The following is a 20518-nucleotide window of genomic DNA, read 5'->3' on the forward strand; positions in this document are numbered from 1 at the left end:
GTTGGTTGGCATCATCTTCAATGAACAACACATAACGCCACCATTCCTTTATGTGAACTGATATTAGCATTGTGAATGTGATTACAATGTGGAGAAATGGGGGAATCCTCGGTTAATCGCGACGTTTGAGATTATTCTGGCGGCCTCGCCAAGTTAAGGAGCAGTAGACGTGAGCAAAAGTGAAAAACAGAAGATGATTGAGGGTGAAAACTACTACTCATCGGATCCTGAGCTAGTGGCCGATCGACTACGCGCGATTGATTTATGCTTCCGCTTTAACCACACGTTGCCGTCGCAGCAGCAGGCACGCAAAGAGCTGCTGCAAGCGCTGTTGCCGAATGTGGATAAGCAGGCTGAGATCACCGGGCCGTTCTTTTGCGACTACGGCTACAACATTAAAATTGGGCAGCGATTTTACGCTAATACGGATCTGACCATTTTGGACATCGCGCCCGTGACTATCGGCGATGATGTGATGTTTGCCCCCCATGTACAGCTGTATACCGCGGCACATCCCACCCATCCTGAACAGCGAATTTCAGGCATTGAGTTTGGTAAGCCGATCACGATTGGCAACAAAGTGTGGATTGGCGGTGGGGTGATTGTGTGTCCGGGCGTCACCATCGGTGACGGTTCCGTGATTGGTGCTGGCAGCGTGGTAACGAAAGATATCCCGCCGCGCGTTGTTGCAGCGGGAAACCCATGTCGTGTACTGCGTTCGGTCGATGAAGACTAGCTGGCCAGAATTTCTTCGATAGCGCTGAGTTCTTCGGCGCTAAAATGTCGGTTTTCTAGCATGCCAACGGCATCTTCAATTTGGCTGATACGGCTTGCGCCGATCAGTACCGATGTCACGCGATCGCCTCGTAACACCCATGCCAGCGCCATTTGCGACAGTTTTTGCCCTCGCGCCAGCGCCATCTCATTAAGCTGCTTAATTTTACCCAGTTTCTGCTCAGTAATGGCTTCTGGTTTTAAGAACTGGCTATGTGCTGCGCGTGAATCTTCAGGTATTCCATGCAGATAACGGTCTGTCAGCAGCCCTCCCGCCAGCGGGGAAAACGCAATCGAACCAACGCCTTCTTCTTGCAAGACATCCAACAAGCCGCCTTCAACCCAACGTTCAAACATTGAATATTTAGGCTGATGGATCAAGCAGGGCGTTCCGAGATCGCGCAGGATCGCAATCGCTTGGCGAGCCGTTTCCGCGGGATAGTTAGATAGCCCAACGTACAAGGCTTTACCCTGACGCACGATGAGATCGAGAGCGCCCATGGTTTCTTCGAGCGGCGTATTAGGATCGGGGCGGTGGTGATAGAAAACATCTACATAGTCGAGGCCCATGCGTTTCAGGCTTTGATTAAGGCTAGCCACTAAGTATTTTTTGCTGCCCCAGTCGCCGTAAGGCCCTTCCCACATGGTGTATCCCGCCTTGCTTGAAATCACCATTTCATCGCGATAGGGCAGAAGATCGTGTTGTAGAACACGGCCAAAATTGGTCTCTGCCGAGCCGGGAGGGGGACCATAGTTGTTCGCGAGATCAAAATGGGTGATGCCTAAATCGAAAGCGCGCAACAACATATCGCGGCTGTTATCGAAAAGGGTGGTATCACCAAAGTTATGCCACAACCCCAGCGAGATAGCCGGTAGCTGTAAACCGCTGTTACCGCAACGTCGGTATTCCATCGATTGATAGCGTTTGGGATTTGCCAGATAACTCATTGATCTTCCTTACACGATGACATGAAAAAAGACGACAAACACACAGTGCGCCGCCTGTTGTTACTAGGTAGCGTGCGTGTTCATTGCGTAAATCTAGCTTTCCATCATGCTCCTGAGCCGGTTTCAACGCCATCAAAAAGAGCCCCCTATACTTTTAAACGTGAACTAACTACTCGTTTTTTCAGTGCTTACTGCCCTGAAATGTCCATTGGGAGCATCGCAATGAGCAAGACTGCAAATAGCACGGTGTATAGCGTATCCGAATACCTCCTCGACCGACTTTCACAGGCGGGTATCCAGCACGTGTTCGGCGTTCCCGGAGATTACAATCTGCGTTTTCTCGATTTTGTTACGGCTCACGCCGATCTTGAATGGGTGGGATGCGCCAACGAACTCAACGCCGCCTATGCCGCCGATGGATATGCGCGCTGCGCGCCTGCTGCTGCGCTGGTTACCACGTTTGGGGTGGGGGAGCTAAGTGCGATTAACGGTACCGCAGGCAGCTATGCTGAGTATTTACCGGTTATTCATATTGTGGGGGCACCGAATAGGCGCTCTCAGCAAAAAGGGGAGTTGCTACACCATACGTTAGGCGATGGTGATTATGGTCATTTCTACCGTATGGCGGCGGAAGTGACCTGCTCGCAGGCCGTATTGACGCCAGAAAATGCGGCGGTAGAAATCGATCGCGTTCTCAACGACGTGCTCTATCACCGTCGGCCAGGCTACCTTTTATTGTCAAGCGATGTGTGTGATGAGCCGATTCGTACCGAGCTCTATCCCTTAGCCACGCGACAGGATGAGATCATAGGGCTAAATGAATTTGTTCAGGCGGCACGTGAGCTACTTAAACCGGTGCGTAAGGTGGCATTATTGGCTGATTTTCTGGCCGATCGTTTTGGTCAAAAACAGGCCGTTCAGCAGTTGGCTGATTTACCCGGCGTTGCCAGTGCAACGCTGCTGATGGGGAAAGGCGTTCTCGACGAAAGCCAGCCAAACTTTGTTGGCACCTATGCTGGAGGCGCCAGCCAACCCTGCGTAAAGGCCGCGATTGAAAATGCGGATGCGTTGATAAGCGTGGGAGTGAGGTTAACCGACAGCGTGACGGCAGGCTTCACCCATCAGCTTGCAGTGAATAAAACTATCGATATTCAGCCGTTTTCAGCCAGCGTGGCAGGGCGCGTATTTAGTCAATTACCGATGAACGATGCATTAGCTGCGTTGATGGCGCTGGCGCGCGAGCTATGCGTGGAGTGGCAATCTCCCGATGCTCAGCGTGACAATTTACCTGAAGGTCACGGCAATCAGCTTGATCAACATACGTTTTGGCAGCAGGTACAGCGATTTTTACGCACTGGCGATATTGTGATTGCCGATCAGGGAACCTCGAGTTTTGGCTCTGCCACGTTGCGCTTGCCTCAAGACGTTAGCTTTATCGTTCAGCCACTGTGGGGGTCGATTGGCTACACGTTGCCTGCGGTGTTGGGTGCCCAACTGGCGCAGCCACAGCGCCGCGTAGTGCTGCTGATTGGCGATGGTTCGGCTCAGCTTACGATTCAAGAATTGGGTACGCTGCTGCGGCACGGGCTAAAACCGGTGATTATTTTAGTCAACAACGATGGCTATACCGTCGAGCGAGCGATCCACGGCCCTGAAGAGGTCTACAACGATATTGCCGCATGGAATTGGACTCAAATTCCGGCCGCACTTTCGGTGAACGGCAACGCGGTTACCTACCATGCCGACAGCGGGCAATCTCTGCAAAAGGCCTTTGACGCAAGCAAAACGCCAAAAGCGCTGACGCTGATTGAAGTTATGCTGCCAAAAATGGATGTGCCTGAATATCTGGCGACGCTGAGCAAAGCGATTGCCGAACGTAACGCATCGCATCAATAGTCGGCTGAATAAGTCTCAAGCGGGCATATCCAGTAGATAGTCTTTAATCCAGCTCCCTGCCGGTCCCGGCGGGGAGTTTTTTGACCACACCACGTCGACAGAAATGGATTTTGGCCAGCCGGGCACTGACAGGGGCACCAATTCTTGTTGATGGCAAAACTCCTCCACCAACGCGCACGGTAGTACGCTCCAGCCAAATCCTTGAACCGCCATGCTCAGCAACAACAAATAGTTAGGTGCAGACCAAATCAGCCCATGCATTTGGCTTTGATCGCGCTCGAGATAGGTGCTTAAACGCAGTTCGCGCACGGCATTGAGTTCTTCTGGACGAATACGTTCGCGCAGCGCGAGCGGATGTGAAGGGGCGGTATAAATTGCCATCTGGGTTTGTTTGCTTAACCGCGCAACGCCAATATCCGGCGGATAATACTTGCGCGCTTCTATCAGCCCAATGTGGGCGCGGTTTTTTTGCAGCAGATCGATAACGTCTTCATCTTCGCCAATCAGACATTCAAATTCAGTATCGGGATAACGCTGGTCGAATTGTTGTAGCAAGGCTTCTAACGCGCTGGGGTGGAAGGTATCGGAAAGCACAAACGTCAGGCGAGGCTCAATGTTATCCATCAAACGTACGGCTAGCTGGTCTAGGCGCTCGCTGGCGGCCAAAATTTCCTTCACGTGAATCAAAACCCGCTGTCCCTGTTCGGTTAGAACCGGATGACGAGCCGAACGGTCAAACAGCGTTACGCCCAAATCATCTTCTAAATTGGCAATCGCGGTGCTGATGGTGGACTGACTTTTATGCAAACGGCGTGCGGCGGCGGAGAATGAACCGGCAGAAACGGTTTCGACAAAGGCATTGAGTGCTTCGGGAGAGTAACGCATAAAGTATCTATTTTATCGATGGAACCTAATTTTAATATAGCGATAAACCTGAGGATAATCACCTTCTCTGACATGACTCAGAGGATTAATTTGAGGTTTTATTCCGTATGCAACGTAAATCTTTGATGGAACGCGTGTTCCACGCCGTCACTTTTGAGGCCATTGCGACTCTTATCTGTGCGCCCGTTGGCGCGTATTTGATGCAGCGCTCAGTATGGGAGATGGGCGGCCTGACGATTATTCTGGCTACCGCTGCGATGATCTGGAATATCATCTATAACGCGATATTCGATCGCTTATGGCCGGTAAGTCGGGTGGTGCGTAATGTAAAAGTCCGTATTTTCCACGCGCTTGGCTTTGAGTGCGGGTTTATCGTTATCGGCGTTAATATTGCCGCGTATGTGTTAGGCATCTCGATGCTACAGGCGTTTATATTGGAATTGGGTATCATCCTGTTCTTCCTGCCATACACCATGGTTTATAACTGGGTGTATGACACGCTGCGTGAGCGCATTGTTGCACGTCGTGCGGCTCGTAATATGGCGTCAACCCTACGCTAATGCTGTACTCATTCTGCCCGCCTGCGTTATGTTAACTCCTATAGAGAATAGCGGGTTAACAGGAGCAACAGCATGAAAACACTAGGCTTACTTGGCGGAATGAGTTGGGAATCCACGGTTCCTTACTATCGAATTATCAACGAGACCGTAAAAAACCAGCTGGGTGGGCTCCATTCCGCTCGGCTGGTTTTATACAGCGTCGATTTTGCCGAAGTTGAACATTTACAGATGCAGGGCGAATGGCAGAAGGCCGGTGAGCTTTTGGCAGACGCTGCGCAACGTCTACACGCTGCGGGTGCAGAGGGCATCGTGGTGTGCACCAACACCATGCACAAAGTGGCCGAGCAGATCCAATCACGCAGCGGTTTGCCGTTGTTACATATTGCCGATGCTACCGCGGCACGTATTCAGGCTAAAGGCTTAACGCGTATTGGCCTATTAGGCACGCGTTTCACGATGGAACAAGATTTCTACCGTGGCCGACTCACCGACACCTTTGGCATTGAAGTCATCGTTCCCAACGAATCCGACCGCGAAATTATCCACCGCATTATTTATCAGGAACTGTGCTTAGGCCAAATCCGTCCTGAATCACGCCAACAATACCGCGAGATTATGCAGCGTTTAGCTGAACAAGGTGCGCAGGGCATTATTTTGGGATGCACCGAAATTGCATTGCTGGTCGACCAAACCGATGCTGACGTTCCCCTGTTTGATACCGCGCAAATTCATGCTGAGTATGCTGCGCACTGGGCGTTAGGTAACGAAGACGTTTAAGCGTAGAACGGGTGTAAACAGCGCCTTGCTGAAACGATTTTTGTGATCGGTTTCACTATTGCGTGCCGTAGTGCGGAGTGCCCGTTGTGGGGGCTGATGCGGCTGTGTTTAGATACGGCCAGTATTTTTTCGGTGGTTCAGGCAGCATTTTTTGGGAGAAGGCAGTATGACAACGCACGCACTGGTCGGGGATGTGGGTGGTACTAACGCGCGATTGGCTCTTTGCTCGCTGGAGAACGGTGAAATCTCGCAGGCAAAGACCTATTCAGGGCTGGAGTTTGACAGTTTAGAAGCCACTATTCGTACTTACCTGCAAGAGCATAATGTTTCCGTTAAAGAAGCCTGTATTGCCATCGCCTGCCCCGTGACAGAAGACTGGGTGGCGATGACCAACCACACGTGGGCGTTCTCTATTGCTGAGATGAAAAAAAATCTGGCGCTGGAAAAGCTGGAAGTGATTAATGATTTCACGGCGGTTTCCATGGCGGTTCCTATGCTCAAGCCTGAGCATCTGATGCAGTTTGGCGGTAAAGCGCCGCTGAAGGATAAGCCGATTGCTATCTACGGTGCCGGCACGGGGTTAGGCGTAGCGCATCTTATTCATGCCGCCGATCGCTGGATCAGCCTACCGGGCGAAGGCGGGCACGTCGATTTTGCCGCTAACAGTGAAGAAGAAGATCTGATCCTTGAAGTGTTGCGTCCAGAGCTGGGGCACGTTTCCGCCGAGCGTATTTTATCGGGTCCGGGATTGGTTAACCTTTATCACGCCATTGTGAAATCGGATAATCGTCTGCCGGAAAACCTTGCGCCTAAAGACGTTACCGAGCGGGCACTGGCGGATTCTTGCACCGATTGCCGCCGTGCGCTCTCGCTGTTTTGCGTGATTATGGGGCGCTTTGGCGGCAACTTGGCGTTAAATATGGCAACCTTCGGCGGCGTGTATATTGCGGGTGGGATTGTGCCTCGTTTTCTTGAGTTTTTTAAGGCGTCAGGGTTTCGTGCGGCGTTTGAAGATAAAGGGCGATTTAAGGACTATGTACATGATATTCCAGTTTATCTTATCGTGCATGACTTCCCAGGATTGCTGGGCGCGGGCGCGCATCTGCGTCAAGAATTAGGGATGAAAATCTAGCTCGATTCCCAAAGCTCACTGAAAATAAAAAACTAAAAGCCTGCGCAGGAGACTGAGCAGGCTTTTTTGTGAGCATCAGCAAAATGCATTAAAAATGTTTTTTGACGTATTGCTCCATTTTACTCTTCAAATCAATAAGCTTGGTTGCTGGTGCCTTATTGCACTCTTCAATTACCATCGGAGTGACAAACTCGTCGACCTGCTGCTCATCAACGTAATCGCCGCCTTTATAGTGGGTATCTAAATTGCTTACCCAAAATACAACCGGTGTTTGTGCCTGTGTATCAAGCGCCAAAAAATCTTCACAGGACATGTGAATGGGTGTGGTTTTAGATTCTTTGGATTTTGAACCGGTGGCGTTGGTTGTTGCGGCCGGAGCGTCTAACGTTAAGACTGCGTTGTTCTGCGCATTATTGATTTGTGAATCACTGTTTTGAACCGATGCTGCGTAGGTGCAGGTGGTTGCCAGAAGCGTGGTTAAAAGCGCTATTGAAAAGGTTTTGTAATTCATCATCGCTATTCTCTCTTCGATCCAACAGAGCAAACCGCTCATAAATACATCATAAAAGTGCCATTTCCGTTGATATCTGTCATAACGAGCGGAAGTGTTTTGTAACACAAATAGTATATAGCACTTTGTGAAATGTTAGATTTAGATATTAGCTCTATAAATATAGTTTTTTGGTCTGTTTGCTATGTGCTGATTAGTGCTTTTAACATGAGTTTGGTCGACAATGGATCTCGTGATGAGATCCATTGGTAGGGCGATTGACGAAAAATAGACTTGATTCTATTCGATGCTATAACCGCATGAGTTGGCGGAATGCTTTTATTTTTCCACGACTTACTGGAACTTCAAACTCAAGATCGGTGAGGCGCAGTACGTAGGTGTTGTTAAACCACGGTACGATCTCTCGGATTTTAGACAGATTGACGCAGTACGAACGATGACAGCGGAAAAACTTCTCTTCAGGCAATCGGTTACAGAATTCAGTAATGTTCATAGGCATCACAAACTCTTCGCGGCGGGTATAGACTCGGGTGACCTTTTCATCCGCCGCTGCATAATAAATATCGTTGCACTCGGTGACGATGATGCGTTCGTCTTTTATCAGGTTAATGGTTTTAGGGGCCGGTCGCGCTACGGTGTTGTTGTTGGTTAACTCCTGCTCGCGCTGGTGGCTGGCCTCTAGTTTTTGCAACATGGTGATGATGCGTGACTCGTGATAGGGCTTAAGAATGTAATCAAAAGCCTCTAGCTCGAAGGCTTCTACCGCATGTTCTTTATAAGCGGTGATAAAAATAATCTGCGGCTTACGAGCGAATTTGCTGAGATTTTGTGCCAGCAGAACGCCGTCCAACGAAGGGATATTGATGTCGAGAAAAATAGCGTCCACTTCGTTATGCTGTAGGTATTTCAGCACATCCAGACCATCATCGAAGGTGCCCACAATCTGAATTTTGCTGTGAGTTCGGATCAGGTAGCTTAACTCTTCCTGCGCTAAAAACTCGTCTTCTACAATAATCGCTTTCATAGCGTATTAACCTCCTTGGGTTCTCGCACCGTGAGTTCGTTGTGCGTAGGAACGCTTGGGGTAATGTAAAAATAGATCTCGGTGCCGGGTTCAAGGCGGCGGATATGCAGACCATCGCCATACAGCAGCTTGACGCGCTGATGTACGTTGAGCAGGCCAATTTTATTATTTGGCATATCGCCTTGCGTCACCCGATCAATGGTTTCCTGACTGATCCCGTTACCGGTGTCTTTGATAGAGATCCTTATCCGGTTATCTTTCTTTTTAACCGCAATCGCTACCACGCCCTTGCCGCGACACGGCTGGATCCCGTGCACGATTGCGTTTTCAACTAACGGCTGAATAAGCAGGCTAGGAATGGTTAAATCGACGTCGTCGATGTCAAAAATAACCGTCAACTTACTGCCGAAACGCGCTTTTTCAATCGCCACATAATCCTGGATTTGGTGTAGCTCGCGCTTAATATCGATGTGCTCATCGTTGAGTTCTAGATTAAAGCGCAGATAGCTGGCCAAATTAATGATCAGCTGGCGCGCGGTATCTGGATTGGTGCGAATAGAGGAGGAAATCGCGTTGAGCGCATTAAAGAGGAAATGAGGGTTAATCTTGCTTTGCAGCGCGCGTAGTTCGGCTTTGTCTGCCATTTCGCGCAGCTGTTCAATGCGCGAAACTTCAATTTGCGTCGAGATAATCTGCGATAGGCCGACGGCCATCACCTTCAATGAATAGGTGATTTTGTGCGCGTGGCAATAATAGATTTTTAGCGTACCGGTGACTTCGCCTTTTTCGCGCAGCGGGATGATAATTTGCGAATGGATCTGCGGCGTGCGATGAGCTTCATCGTTGTTATTTACCGTGATGTCACCGCGCTGAATCGTTTGGCGAGTGACATCGCTAATCAGCTCTTCGCCGATATTGTATTGATCTTCGCCCACGCCGACGTAGGCGAGAATATTTTCGGTGTTGGTGATGGCCACGGCATCGGCGTTGATATCTTCGCGGATGATCCGGCAAATAGTCATCAGCGACTCACTATTGATATTGCGGAAGTACGGCAGCGTTTTGTTGGCGATATCGAGAGCCAGTTTCGCCTGACGAGCCGCAATAACCTCTTTTTCATCTTCAACGCTTTGTACCAACAGCACGATCAAACCGATGCAGCCCGCGCCGAGGATCATCGGTAAACCGATGTGTTCAACGATATCGATCCCTAGTGGTTTAGAGTCGATAAAGACGATAATCAACACCATCGTCAGGCTTTCGCACAACATGCCCGCTAAGATACCCGCGCTCCAGCGTTTTTCTTTCGCCACGCGCTGATGGATCCACGCTGAAATAATCCCAGCAATAATGCTGCTGATTAAACATGGGATCGCGGTGACGCCATCCATATCGATCAAATAGCGATGTACGCCCGCGATGAGGCCGGTGGTGATCCCCACCCAAGGGCCAAAAAGTATCCCACCGGAAATAACCGCGATAATGCGTACGTTGATTAACGCCCCTTCAACGCTGATACCGTTATAGGTACTAAATAGGGCGAAGATGGTAAAAATCGCGGTGACGGCGGCGAGTTCAACCCGCGTATGCTGCTCTTTTTGCAGCAGTTGGCGGAACAGGCGAATGCGTGTCAGAAAAAAGATGCAGATCAGCATCAGAGCGGCGCGTTCAAACACCGCTAGCAGCATATTGAAGTTTTCTTGCAAAATATTATAAACCGAATAATTCAGGGTATTGATGTATGGCGATTATAGCCATAAAGCCCACGTGATGATAATCAACCTGGGCGGTGATACCGATTACCGTAATGAGAAGCGGGGAGGGCGCTCGCCTATAGGCGAAAATCAATCTATCGCAGATGCGCTCTGCGATAGCGGGGGAACTGTTTTGTCGATAGCAAAGCGGGGTTAATTTTGCTCTTCCCACTCGTCTGAGGCGGTTTCACCTTCTTCGGTGTCTAACGGCGGTTCGTACTGGAAGTCGTCTTCATCCCATTCGTAGAGCGTATTCTCAGTAATCCACTCTTCACGAATCTCTACTTCATCATAGTCATTATCAAAAATGGCCTGAGCCGCTTCGCCGTTAAAGAGCGGCACTCCATCTCCGCCTTCATCTTCGGTGGCGTGGAATTCAGCTAGCCACATGATTTCACCGTCTTGCATGACATATTTTTGCAAATTGAGCTGTGCGACCTGGGAGGCGTCATCGCTGTTTTCGTGATCGGCTAAATAGGCTTCGCGGGCGGCGTCGATAGCTTCATCTAAGGTTAGATACATGTCCATGATGTTTCTCGCTATTGGTGGTGGTTATGAAGTTTGAGTTCAAATATCAATTGTTGATAATTTCTGCAAAGGTGCAAGAAAACGGCAAGATTTTTTTGTGCACCCTGTTGGCAAGATATGTGCTCAATCATGACTTTGACTTCTCTGGCTGCTATGGTTCAAGCCTCTTTTACAGAAAAAATGATGACTAAAATGAAAGTTGTATTCCATGTTTCAGAATCAACGCACTGCATTCCAGCGTTTAACAGCGCAACGAATCTGTTGAAAGCGCGCAACGGCAAATATACCGATATTCATATTGTGTTTACCGGTTCAGCCATCAGCACGTTGATTGCTGACAGTGATGAGTCGCCAAATTGGGAGACGTTGCAGCAGGCCAACGTTATTTTACTGGCCTGCGAGAATGCGATGCGGGCGAATAGCATCACACTGGACCGGTTACTGATGGGGGTGAACTCAGTTTCTGCAGGAATATTGGCGCTGGTGGAACATCAGCAAGAAGGTTATTTTTACATCAAACCTTAGCGGATACTTCTATTCGGCGACGCGGATAAACGTTACGTCACTTAAGCAATCGTGTTTATATCGCTTTTACTTTCTTAATTAATGAATTGGTCAATCAGAATTGTGGATAAAAAAGCAGCTTTTTTCTATTAATGGCGGCGCTATGGCTGGCTGGTCTAAATTTATTCAGTGAAATTTTTATCTTGCACAATCAAGCCTTTATTAGGGATCTTCCTAAAAAACACTTAATGTAACATTTTGATTTTAAATGCTAATTTAATTCTGATTGACGTTGGGTATAATTAAATTCAATCCTATTGGGTTGCAACCCTTATTAGGTTGTTGTCGACGGGGTGAGTAATCAATTACTATGCTTCCAACAAACCAATTTATTACTGAGTTCTTCGTTTCGTAGAGCACCATCAGGGGGGTATGTGCTAACACATTTATTAACCACCCGGCCCAAGTTTCGCGCTTTAACAGGGCTGGCTGCATCAGTATTTCTGATGCTCGCAACAACACAGGCATGGGCGTTTTCGCTAGATGATGTTGCAAAAAAAGCACAATCTCTGGCAGGGGAGTCTTTCAAGGCACCTAAAAGCAATCTGCCTTCAGAGTTTCGTGAGATGAAGTTTGCTGACTATCAGCAAATCCAATTCAATCATGACAAACCCTATTGGAATAACCTTAAAACTCCATTCAAATTAGAGTTCTACCATCAGGGTATGTATTTCGATACGCCGGTTAAGATCAATGAAGTGACGGCAACATCGGTTCGTCAGATCAAATATAACCCAGACTACTTTAATTTTGGCTCAGTGAAACACGACCCAGAGGCCGTGAAAGATCTGGGCTTTGCGGGTTTCAAAGTGGTTTATCCGATCAATCAGGCGGGTAAAAACGATGAAATCATGAGCATGTTGGGCGCAAGCTATTTCCGCGTTGTGGGTAAAGGCCAAGTCTATGGTCTTTCTGCGCGTGGTTTGGCTATCGATACCGCACTGCCGTCTGGTGAGGAGTTCCCGCGCTTCCGCGAATTCTGGATTGAGCGCCCGAAAGCAAAAGATAAACACTTGGTGATTTACGCGCTGTTGGATTCTCCACGTGCGACTGGCGCATACCGCATGATTGTGACTCCGGGTACTGACACCGTGGTTGATGTGCAGTCTCGTGTTTACCTGCGCGATAAAGTGGGCGTGCTGGGCATGGCGCCGTTAACCAGCATGTATCTGTTTGGTTCAAACCAGCCATCTACTAACACTAATTATCGACCACAGCTGCACGACTCTGAAGGCCTGTCGATTCATGCAGGTAACGGCGAATGGATTTGGCGTCCACTGAACAATCCTAAACATCTGTCCGTGAGCACTTTCAGCGTTGAAAACCCGAAAGGTTTTGGCCTGCTGCAGCGTACTCGTGATTTCTCTCAGTACGAAGACCTAGACGATCGTTACGATCTGCGTCCGGGCGCTTGGGTTGAACCACGCGGTGTTTGGGGTAAAGGTAAAGTTCAGCTGGTGGAAATTCCAACCGCCGATGAAACCAACGATAACATCGTTGCATTCTGGATCCCAGCAAGCCTGCCAGACGTCGGAAAACCTATTAATCTGGATTACCGTCTACACTTCACTCGTGATGAAGCAAAATTGCATGACCCTGCGTTAGCGTGGGTTAAGCAGACTATGCGTTCAACCGGTGATGTGAAGCAGTCTAACCTGATTCGTGAGCCTGACGGCACAACTGCGCTGATTGTTGACTTTGTTGGTCCAGCACTGAAAGCGTTGACGCCTGATGCGCCTGTAACCACTCAGGTGACAACGGATGACAACACTAAACTGGTGCAGAACGATTTACGTTACAACCCGGTAACCGGCGGCTGGCGTCTGACGCTACGCTTCAACGTTATCGACAACAAAAAACCGGTTGAGATGCGCGCTTATCTCATTAAAGAAGATAAACCGCTGAGTGAAATCTGGAGCTATCAGTTACCTGCCAATGAATAAGTCTACTGAGAATGCCGATGCCTATCTAAAGGCATTGGCGATGAGTGCGGAGCAAGAAGCCGCGCTCAGGCAGCAAATGACCGCATCACAGGAAGTTTCTGTGGATGCGGTGCATAGGTCGCTGGCCTCAGACGATGTTCAACTGTCGGATTTAGAGGCGCTCGATGCGCCTCTTTGTTCAGTTGAATCACGTCTTGAAATGGGCTGGTCGGATACGCTGGAAGAAAAAGCATTGCTGACAAAAGATGCGGCAGGACGAACTGCGATCAAAGCAATGCCAACCATCAAACGTACGTCGATGTTTCCTGAAAAGTGGCGTACCAATCCGGTTGGCCGCATGTGGGATGGCCTACTAGGTAGAACGCAGCCGCCGAAACACCAGTTTAAAACCGCGGCAGAGGCCGAGGCTGATAAACGCTGGCGTAAAGTGGGCTCAATGCGCCGCTGGATTTTGCTGATCCTGATGCTAACCCAGACAGTGATTGCCACGTGGTACATGAAAACCATTCTGCCGTATCAAGGGTGGGAGTGGATCGATCCAGCCTCAATGCTGGAGAAACCGATCATGCAGTCGGTGATGGAGCTGCTGCCCTATGTTCTTCAGTTTGGAATATTGGTGCTGTTTGCCATTCTCTTCTGTTGGGTGTCGGCCGGTTTCTGGACGGCGCTGATGGGCTTCCTTCAGCTCTTGATTGGCCGCGATAAATACAGTATTTCGGCCACGACGGTCGGGGACGAAGCGCTCAATCCGAAGCATCGCACCGCACTTATCATGCCTATTTGTAACGAAGACGTATCCCGCGTATTTGCAGGGCTGCGTGCGACCTACGAATCGGTGGTGGCGACAGGACAAATCGAGCATTTTGACATCTTTGTGCTGAGCGACAGCTACGACCCTGATATTTGCGTAGCTGAGCAAAAAGCATGGATGGAGATTTGCAAAGAAGTCGGCGGTGAAGGGCGTATTTTCTATCGCCGTCGTCGTCGTCGTGTGAAACGTAAATCCGGTAACATCGATGACTTCTGCCGTCGTTGGGGCGGAGAATACAGCTACATGGTTATTCTTGATGCCGATAGCGTGATGAGCGGCGATTGCTTAACCAATTTGGTTCGTCTGATGGAAGCCAACCCAAGCGCGGGGATTATTCAATCTGCGCCGAAGGCAACCGGTATGGACACTATGTATGCGCGTATTCAGCAGTTTGCAACGCGTGTATACGGGCCATTATTTACCGCAGGTCTGCATTTCTGGCAGTTAGGTGAATCCCATTATTGGGGCCACAACGCCATTATTCGAGTGAAGCCGTTTATCGAACACTGTGCGTTGGCACCGTTGCCGGGCAGCGGTACCTTTGCTGGTTCCATTTTGTCACATGACTTTGTGGAAGCCGCATTGATGCGTCGTGCTGGTTGGGGGGTGTGGATTGCCTATGACCTGCCGGGTTCCTACGAGGAATTACCACCGAACCTGCTAGATGAGCTTAAGCGTGACCGTCGTTGGTGCCAGGGTAACCTGATGAACTTCCGCCTCTTCTTGGTGAAAGGGATGCACCCGGTTCACCGTGCGGTGTTCCTGACGGGCGTGATGTCATATCTGTCGGCACCGCTATGGTTTATGTTCTTGGTGCTTTCAACGGCGCTGCAGGTGGTGCATACGCTGATGGAGCCGCAGTACTTCCTGCAGCCGCGGCAGCTATTCCCTGTTTGGCCGCAGTGGCGTCCTGAACTGGCGATTGCGCTGTTCTCAACCACCTTGGTGCTGTTATTCCTGCCAAAACTGCTGTCAGTGGTGCTGATTTGGGCTAAGGGTGCGAAAGAGTACGGTGGTTCGTTCCGCCTGCTAATTTCTATGTTGCTGGAGATGTTGTTCTCTGTGCTGCTGGCACCGGTACGTATGATTTTCCATACCGTATTTGTGGTGAGCGCGTTCCTTGGCTGGTCAATCACCTGGCAGTCACCGCAGCGTGATGATGATGCGACGCCATGGAGTGAAGCTTTCCGTCGCCACGGTTCGCAGTGTTTACTCGGCCTTATCTGGGCGGGTGGCGTTGCGGTGTTGGATCTGCGTTTCCTCTGGTGGCTGTCACCGATCGTGGTGTCGTTGATCCTTTCGCCAGTGGTGTCGGTTATTACTAGCCGTCGCACGCTGGGCGTGAAGTGCAAACGAGCCAAGATCTTCTTGATCCCTGAAGAGTATTCTCCTCCGGTTGAGATGGTGGCGACCGAGCGTTACGTTGAGCTTAACAACAAGCGTGAACTCGATCATGGCTTCCTGCGTGCGGTGTTTGATCCTGCGTACAATGCACTGGCTACCGCGATGGCAACTTCTCGTCATCATGCGCATGCTGCAATTGCAAAAGCGCGTGAAGAGCGCGTAGAAAAAGCGTTGAGCACGGGGCCTCAGGAGCTTAGCCGAGACGAGCGTTTGGCGCTGCTGAGCGATCCTGTTACGTTGGCTCGTCTGCATCAGTTAGTGTGGAGCACGCCAGAACGCTATCCACAGTGGACTCAGGCTTATCAGGCGCTGAAGCCAGTGGCTTAACCGCTTAGCTAAGCTAAAATGAGAAAAGGGTGTTTGCCAAAAAGCAAACACCCTTTTTTTGTCTCGCGACTAAGGATGAGCGGCGCGATGGGGCGGGTAGTACAAGATGTCTTGCTGGAGCATAAAACGTGATGTGATGCTTTTAAGCTCGCCTTGGTAATCAAAGCTGATGATTTCCTGTTTCTCTGACAGTATACAGTTCCCGCTGTTATCCCATTTTTGGCACTCGGTGATATAGGTAACATGAGGCGTTTTGGTGATAGAGCTGAGATCCTTGCCGTTATCGGTAAAGGTTGAAAGGGTGTCATTGTCGTTTTTCACGACTTTCTCTAATCGTCCATCGGGACGATACAGATACATACCAAATCCAGGATTACGGCCAACGGCAACGTAGAAACGCACCTGATCGTCAGGCGTGTAAAAATAGTACTGATTAGTAATGCCGATAGTGTTGTCGCCAGCTTCAACTTCGGTCACCTTCACAATCCGGCCACGATCGTCCATTTTATAGGCGCTGATGAGCTGCGAAACATCTTGCTCATTGCTGGTTTGGACCATCACTACGCTGCGACTCATCCAACCAATATCATCCAGCATTAAGCGACTTTCCCAAACGGGGTTGGGACCGTAGCTTTGGCTGGCGGCCTCGATTTGTCCGTTACGAGCAAACTCGATGCTGATATCGCGCAGCGTATCTTGGCTCTCTGGACCGATAACGTATTGATGATAGCTTTTGGCTGGGCCAACGATATCGCCTTCCATCAAGATAATATTGTTGGAACGCACAATGTGAGAATTGCCAATAATCGGTGGAGCCGCTATCGCGCCAGACGGTAATAACACAACGGCGAGTAGCGTTGCAGCAGCGAGTAAAGTCTCTGGGGGCCGCATTCATGCTCCTTGTTGCGGTATGATTTAGCTAAATCGCGCCTAGAGAAAATCGTCGTCAGGCACAATTTATCGTGACTATCAGTGATGCAAACGTGTCTTAATTAATCATACACTAGGCTAGAAATAGAAGAGGGACTGAATGGGCTATGCGGTAGGAATTCACGGCCCTGAGCGATAATTATTGAGGTGTTGATAGTCGATTCGCGATTTCAATCAGATTGCCGTCTGGGTCGCGCAAATAAATAGAACTAATTTTCCCGGTGGCGCCGGTGCGGGTTACTGGCCCTTCAATAATCTCGACGCCGCAGCCAATCACCCATAAAACCACTTCCTGCAATGGCTGCGCCGTAATAAAGCAGAGATCGGCGCTGCCCGGCGTTGGATGTTTAGCATGTGGACGAAAAGGGGATTTAGCCGCGTGAAGATTGATTTTTTGCTCACCAAACGTGAGCGCCGTACGGCCTTCGCTGCCAAAGGTTTCAACGCCCATCCCCAGAACCTGCTGATAAAACTGTACGGATTTATCGATATTAGCAACGGTGAGGACTAAATGATCCAGCGCGGAGAGTTTAAGCATGGGCAGGCGGCTCCAAAAAATGATGCGAATATGAGTGAAAACGATATCGAAGAATAAAACGTTATTCAGCCACCATAACGTTTTACTCTGATGTTATTCAACATTTACGCAACAGATAGGAGCACAGACCAGATCGGTTATGCGTGACCGCACACTTCGCAGGCAGGGTTTTTAGGTAGCGTCATCGAACGCCACTGAGAGCTCATGGCGTCGTACATCATCAGCCGCCCACAGGGAACCGTGCCGAAATGAGCCAATAGCTTAATGGCTTCCATCGCCTGCGTAGCCCCAATAATCCCGACCAATGGCGACATTACACCCGCTTCCACACAGGTGAGGGCGTTAGCACCAAATAAGCGGCTTAAACAACGATAGCAAGGCTCATCGTCTTGATAGGTAAATACGCTGACTTGCCCTTCCATGCGGATAGCGGCACCGGATACCAACGGCTTATGCAAATTGAAGCACAAGCGATTAAGACGATCGCGAATCTCCACGTTATCCGTACAGTCGAGAACAACGTCAGCCTGTGCGATAAGCGCGGTGAGACCGCTATCCTCTAGCACGGCATCAACGATGTGTATCTGCGTATGAGGGTTAATCTCTTGGAGCGACAAACGTGCCGACTCGACTTTTGGCATCCCGATTCGTGAATCGCGGTGCAAGATTTGGCGTTGCAAGTTAGAAAGAGATACCGTATCGAAGTCGACAAGCGTCAGGGTACCCACGCCAGCCGCCGCCAGATATTGGCTTGCAGGGCAGCCTAAACCACCCAAGCCAATAATTAGCGCATGCGATGTTTTTAGCTTTTCCTGCCCGTCGAAATCAAAACCGCGCAGCACGATCTGGCGGTTATATCGCATCATCTCAGCATCGCTAAGCTCTTCGGGGATCTCTTTGCTCATGCTTAAAATCTCAGCAGCGGATTAAATAGTTCGACATCGACTAACTCACCAGCTTTGACCGAGCCGCGCTCGCGCTCTAAAACAATGAAAGCATTGCCAAGGGTAAATGAGCTGAAGACGTGTGAACCCTGATGTCCGGTGGTACGCACCTCTAGCTCGCCCTGAGCATTTGCGCTGACGATGCCGCGCTGGAAATCTAAACGCCCCGGTGATTTTTTCAGCGGAGTTATCGCCTTGGCTTTTAAGCGCGCCGGTGGCTGCCAGTGGGTATCGCCAGAAAGATGCGCAATCAGCGGTTGCACCAGCTGATAGAACGTCACTACGGCTGAAACGGGGTTGCCCGGCAGGCCGCAGAACAGTGCGCGATTAAGTTGGCCAAAAGCGAACGGTTTACCCGGCTTCATGGCCAGTTTCCAGAAACTGATTTTCCCGACTTCATCTAAAATTTGCTTAGTGAAATCGGCTTCGCCAACGGAAACACCGCCGCTGCTAATCAATAAATCAGCATGCAGATCGCCCGCTTTGAAGGCCTCGCGCAGCGCCTGTGGATCGTCGCGGATAATGCCGAGATCGATAATCTCGCAGTGCATTTGCTCAAGCATTAAACGCACGGCAAAGCGGTTAGTGTCGTAAATCTGGCCTTCTTGCAGTGGGGTTCCCACCGGCTGTAATTCGTCGCCGGTTGAAAACAGAGCGACTTTCAGCTTACGTACGACCTTAATTTGAGCAATACCCAAAGATGCCAATAGAGGAAGTTCGGCGGTGCCTAAACGTACGCCGGCAGCTAATACTTCAGCGCCTTGGCGAATATCTTCCCCGGCCAAACGGATATTTTGCCCCTGCACTGGCATCGCTGTAAAACGCACGCCTTGTTCGCTGAGTTCAGCCTGCTCTTGCATGATAACCGCATCGGCTCCAGCCGGTACGGGCGCGCCTGTCATAATACGAATGACGCTGCCTGCTGGCCATTCACCGCTGAACGGGCTGCCTGCAAAAGCTTTGCCTGCAACAGGAAGCACGGCGTCTGGCGTGATGTCTTGCAAACGAACCGCGTATCCGTCCATCGCCGAGTTAGCAAACGGAGGAACATTTAACGGAGAAATAATGGGAAGCGCAGTGATACGGCCAGCGGCATCGGTCAGCGCCACGTCTTCAACATCGGAAATGGCTGATGTTTGTGAAAGCAGTTTTTCCAGCGCTTGCTCAATAGAAATCAAATCAGAGGTGTTGTAACAATCCATCGGTTGGCTCCGTGCAGGGTTCCCGACAGCCGATCTCAGCTCAGGAGGGAATAAATAATGCGGCTATTATGGCAGAAATCGAAGAAGGGGAGAACGCCCGCGTAGCCCGCTTATAGTCCGCGTAGGTAGGTTCAGAAGGATATATCGATAGTCATCATTAAAAATGGCCGCAGGTGCGGCCATGAAATTCAGCGTGAATGAAATCTCACCCACATTACGCTAAGCCAAGGTGTTCGGCATGGAAGCGTAGATGATCTTCAATAAACGTCGCGATAGTAAAGTAGCTATGGTCATAGCCCGGTTGGATCCGTAATCGGAGCGACCATTCGTGCTGACGAGCTAATTCGGCAAGTTTGGCGGGTTGTAATTGATCCGCTAAAAACTGATCGTCATCACCCTGATCGATGAGGATCGGGAACGTTGGCTTTTGCTGCGCAATCAGGCAACAGCTGTCATAGCGCTGCCAAAGCGACCGATCGTCGCCCAAGTAGGCCGCGAAGGCTTTGCGTCCCCAAGGTACCTGCGTTGGGTTAACGATAGGCGCAAAGGCAGACACCGACGAATACTGATGTGGATTACGTAATGCCAACGTCAGAGCGCCATGTCCGCCCATCGAGTGACCGCTGATGGACTGTTTATCACTGACGTTGAAATGTTCACGAATAAGCGTTGGTAGCTCCTGCGTGATGTAGTCATCCATTCGATAGTGGCTATTCCACGGCGCCTGCGTGGCGTTGAGATAAAAACCAGCCCCTTGTCCCAGATCGTAACCCGCATCGTTAGGCACTTCATCGCCGCGCGGGCTGGTATCTGGGATCACTAATGCTAAACCTAGCTCAGACGCAATGCGCTGTGCGCCCGCCTTAGTGGAGAAATTTTCGTCATTGCAGGTTAAGCCTGACAGCCAATACAGTACCGGCGGCGGTGCGTCGTCGGCTGTGGGAGGCAAATAGATGCTAAATGTCATTAGACAGTTGAGTGCATCAGATGCGTGGCGATAGCGTTGCTGCCAGCCATTAAACAGACGATGCTCTTCTAACAGTTCCAGTGAATTCACGACGTTCTC

General features: G+C 50.0%; 19 protein-coding genes. 8 read left to right on the forward strand and 11 right to left on the reverse strand.

Features of this window, described 5'->3' with window-relative positions:
* The first annotated feature begins 193 nt into the window (after positions 1–193).
* Positions 194–736, forward strand: coding sequence for a sugar O-acetyltransferase (locus AB3Y96_RS07040; protein WP_367300286.1), 543 nt, complete (start codon positions 194–196; stop codon positions 734–736).
* On the opposite strand, the gene mgrA is transcribed toward AB3Y96_RS07040, so the two are convergent.
* On the reverse strand, positions 733–1722 hold the full coding sequence (mgrA, locus tag AB3Y96_RS07045) for an L-glyceraldehyde 3-phosphate reductase (RefSeq protein WP_367298815.1): 990 nt from the start codon (positions 1720–1722) through the stop codon (positions 733–735). The two genes, AB3Y96_RS07040 and mgrA, sit on opposite strands and share 4 nt — an antisense overlap.
* Positions 1723–1944: 222 nt before the next feature.
* Here mgrA and AB3Y96_RS07050 point away from each other — a divergent pair, with 222 nt between their 5' ends.
* Positions 1945–3618, forward strand: a complete 1674-nt coding sequence (locus AB3Y96_RS07050) for an alpha-keto acid decarboxylase family protein (protein ID WP_367298816.1) — start codon at positions 1945–1947, stop codon at positions 3616–3618.
* 15 nt (positions 3619–3633) lie between these two features.
* Here AB3Y96_RS07050 and AB3Y96_RS07055 read toward each other — a convergent pair whose 3' ends face one another.
* Complete coding sequence (locus AB3Y96_RS07055; protein ID WP_072309195.1) at positions 3634–4503, reverse strand: LysR family transcriptional regulator; 870 nt, start codon at positions 4501–4503, stop codon at positions 3634–3636.
* Between the two features lie 107 nt (positions 4504–4610).
* Here AB3Y96_RS07055 and AB3Y96_RS07060 point away from each other — a divergent pair, with 107 nt between their 5' ends.
* From AB3Y96_RS07060 to glk, 3 genes are all read left to right on the forward strand, one after another.
* The gene (locus tag AB3Y96_RS07060; protein WP_072309196.1) at positions 4611–5063 is read left to right on the forward strand and encodes a multidrug/biocide efflux PACE transporter; all 453 of its coding nucleotides are present in this window, start codon (positions 4611–4613) and stop codon (positions 5061–5063) included.
* A 72-nt stretch (positions 5064–5135) separates the two neighbouring features.
* Positions 5136–5840, forward strand: coding sequence for an aspartate/glutamate racemase family protein (locus AB3Y96_RS07065; protein WP_367298817.1), 705 nt, complete (start codon positions 5136–5138; stop codon positions 5838–5840).
* Between the two features lie 166 nt (positions 5841–6006).
* Positions 6007–6972: a glucokinase gene (gene glk / locus AB3Y96_RS07070; protein ID WP_072309198.1), complete on the forward strand. Its 966-nt coding sequence runs from the start codon at positions 6007–6009 to the stop codon at positions 6970–6972.
* A gap of 88 nt (positions 6973–7060) precedes the next feature.
* Here the strand turns inward: glk and AB3Y96_RS07075 are convergent, their stop codons facing one another.
* From AB3Y96_RS07075 to AB3Y96_RS07090, 4 genes are all read right to left on the reverse strand, one after another.
* On the reverse strand, positions 7061–7591 hold the full coding sequence (locus tag AB3Y96_RS07075; protein WP_367298818.1) for an HdeA/HdeB family chaperone: 531 nt from the start codon (positions 7589–7591) through the stop codon (positions 7061–7063).
* Between the two features lie 181 nt (positions 7592–7772).
* A complete protein-coding gene (locus AB3Y96_RS07080; RefSeq protein WP_072309199.1) occupies positions 7773–8507 on the reverse strand; it encodes a LytTR family DNA-binding domain-containing protein in 735 nt (244 codons plus the stop codon).
* Positions 8504–10213 carry a LytS/YhcK type 5TM receptor domain-containing protein gene (locus AB3Y96_RS07085; RefSeq protein ID WP_367298819.1) on the reverse strand — a complete coding sequence of 570 codons (1710 nt, stop codon included), beginning with the start codon at positions 10211–10213 and terminating at the stop codon, positions 8504–8506. Before AB3Y96_RS07085 ends, AB3Y96_RS07080 begins: the two co-directional genes overlap by 4 nt.
* Before the next feature lie 201 nt (positions 10214–10414).
* Positions 10415–10789 (reverse strand): MysB family protein, encoded by a 375-nt coding sequence (locus tag AB3Y96_RS07090; RefSeq protein ID WP_072309201.1) that lies wholly within the window; start codon positions 10787–10789, stop codon positions 10415–10417.
* A 129-nt stretch (positions 10790–10918) separates the two neighbouring features.
* Here AB3Y96_RS07090 and AB3Y96_RS07095 point away from each other — a divergent pair, with 129 nt between their 5' ends.
* The 3 genes from AB3Y96_RS07095 (at position 10919) to mdoH (ending at position 15838) form a co-directional block, all read left to right on the forward strand.
* Complete coding sequence (locus AB3Y96_RS07095; protein WP_247650243.1) at positions 10919–11314, forward strand: DsrE family protein; 396 nt, start codon at positions 10919–10921, stop codon at positions 11312–11314.
* 413 nt (positions 11315–11727) lie between these two features.
* Positions 11728–13296, forward strand: coding sequence for a glucan biosynthesis protein G (locus AB3Y96_RS07100; protein WP_175421611.1), 1569 nt, complete (start codon positions 11728–11730; stop codon positions 13294–13296).
* Positions 13289–15838: a glucans biosynthesis glucosyltransferase MdoH gene (gene mdoH, locus AB3Y96_RS07105; protein WP_367298820.1), complete on the forward strand. Its 2550-nt coding sequence runs from the start codon at positions 13289–13291 to the stop codon at positions 15836–15838. Before AB3Y96_RS07100 ends, mdoH begins: the two co-directional genes overlap by 8 nt.
* A gap of 69 nt (positions 15839–15907) precedes the next feature.
* On the opposite strand, the gene AB3Y96_RS07110 is transcribed toward mdoH, so the two are convergent.
* The 5 genes from AB3Y96_RS07110 to fghA form a co-directional block, all read right to left on the reverse strand.
* Positions 15908–16729, reverse strand: coding sequence for a hypothetical protein (locus AB3Y96_RS07110; RefSeq protein WP_081329594.1), 822 nt, complete (start codon positions 16727–16729; stop codon positions 15908–15910).
* Between the two features lie 178 nt (positions 16730–16907).
* On the reverse strand, positions 16908–17306 hold the full coding sequence (locus AB3Y96_RS07115) for a VOC family protein (RefSeq protein ID WP_072309203.1): 399 nt from the start codon (positions 17304–17306) through the stop codon (positions 16908–16910).
* A 137-nt stretch (positions 17307–17443) separates the two neighbouring features.
* Positions 17444–18211: a molybdopterin-synthase adenylyltransferase MoeB gene (gene moeB / locus AB3Y96_RS07120; protein ID WP_367298821.1), complete on the reverse strand. Its 768-nt coding sequence runs from the start codon at positions 18209–18211 to the stop codon at positions 17444–17446.
* Between the two features lie 2 nt (positions 18212–18213).
* A complete protein-coding gene (moeA, locus tag AB3Y96_RS07125; RefSeq protein ID WP_367298822.1) occupies positions 18214–19452 on the reverse strand; it encodes a molybdopterin molybdotransferase MoeA in 1239 nt (412 codons plus the stop codon).
* Between the two features lie 214 nt (positions 19453–19666).
* The gene (fghA, locus tag AB3Y96_RS07130) at positions 19667–20509 is read right to left on the reverse strand and encodes an S-formylglutathione hydrolase (RefSeq protein ID WP_367298823.1); all 843 of its coding nucleotides are present in this window, start codon (positions 20507–20509) and stop codon (positions 19667–19669) included.
* Positions 20510–20518 lie beyond the last annotated feature (9 nt).

It is taken from the genome of Hafnia alvei (genome assembly GCF_964063325.1).
Lineage (GTDB): Bacteria > Pseudomonadota > Gammaproteobacteria > Enterobacterales > Enterobacteriaceae > Hafnia > Hafnia alvei_B.

Excerpts from the sequence above, each read along its gene's own strand:
- AB3Y96_RS07040 (WP_367300286.1), top strand. The coding sequence starts at position 194 with ATGATTGAGGGTGAAAACTACTACTCATCGGATCCTGAGCTAGTGGCC.
- mgrA (WP_367298815.1), bottom strand. The coding sequence starts at position 1,722 with ATGAGTTATCTGGCAAATCCCAAACGCTATCAATCGATGGAATACCGA.
- AB3Y96_RS07050 (WP_367298816.1), top strand. The coding sequence starts at position 1,945 with ATGAGCAAGACTGCAAATAGCACGGTGTATAGCGTATCCGAATACCTC.
- AB3Y96_RS07055 (WP_072309195.1), bottom strand. The coding sequence starts at position 4,503 with ATGCGTTACTCTCCCGAAGCACTCAATGCCTTTGTCGAAACCGTTTCT.
- AB3Y96_RS07060 (WP_072309196.1), top strand. The coding sequence starts at position 4,611 with ATGCAACGTAAATCTTTGATGGAACGCGTGTTCCACGCCGTCACTTTT.
- AB3Y96_RS07065 (WP_367298817.1), top strand. The coding sequence starts at position 5,136 with ATGAAAACACTAGGCTTACTTGGCGGAATGAGTTGGGAATCCACGGTT.
- glk (WP_072309198.1), top strand. The coding sequence starts at position 6,007 with ATGACAACGCACGCACTGGTCGGGGATGTGGGTGGTACTAACGCGCGA.
- AB3Y96_RS07080 (WP_072309199.1), bottom strand. The coding sequence starts at position 8,507 with ATGAAAGCGATTATTGTAGAAGACGAGTTTTTAGCGCAGGAAGAGTTA.
- AB3Y96_RS07090 (WP_072309201.1), bottom strand. The coding sequence starts at position 10,789 with ATGGACATGTATCTAACCTTAGATGAAGCTATCGACGCCGCCCGCGAA.
- AB3Y96_RS07095 (WP_247650243.1), top strand. The coding sequence starts at position 10,919 with ATGACTTTGACTTCTCTGGCTGCTATGGTTCAAGCCTCTTTTACAGAA.
- mdoH (WP_367298820.1), top strand. The coding sequence starts at position 13,289 with ATGAATAAGTCTACTGAGAATGCCGATGCCTATCTAAAGGCATTGGCG.
- AB3Y96_RS07110 (WP_081329594.1), bottom strand. The coding sequence starts at position 16,729 with ATGCGGCCCCCAGAGACTTTACTCGCTGCTGCAACGCTACTCGCCGTT.
- AB3Y96_RS07115 (WP_072309203.1), bottom strand. The coding sequence starts at position 17,306 with ATGCTTAAACTCTCCGCGCTGGATCATTTAGTCCTCACCGTTGCTAAT.
- moeB (WP_367298821.1), bottom strand. The coding sequence starts at position 18,211 with ATGAGCAAAGAGATCCCCGAAGAGCTTAGCGATGCTGAGATGATGCGA.
- moeA (WP_367298822.1), bottom strand. The coding sequence starts at position 19,452 with ATGGATTGTTACAACACCTCTGATTTGATTTCTATTGAGCAAGCGCTG.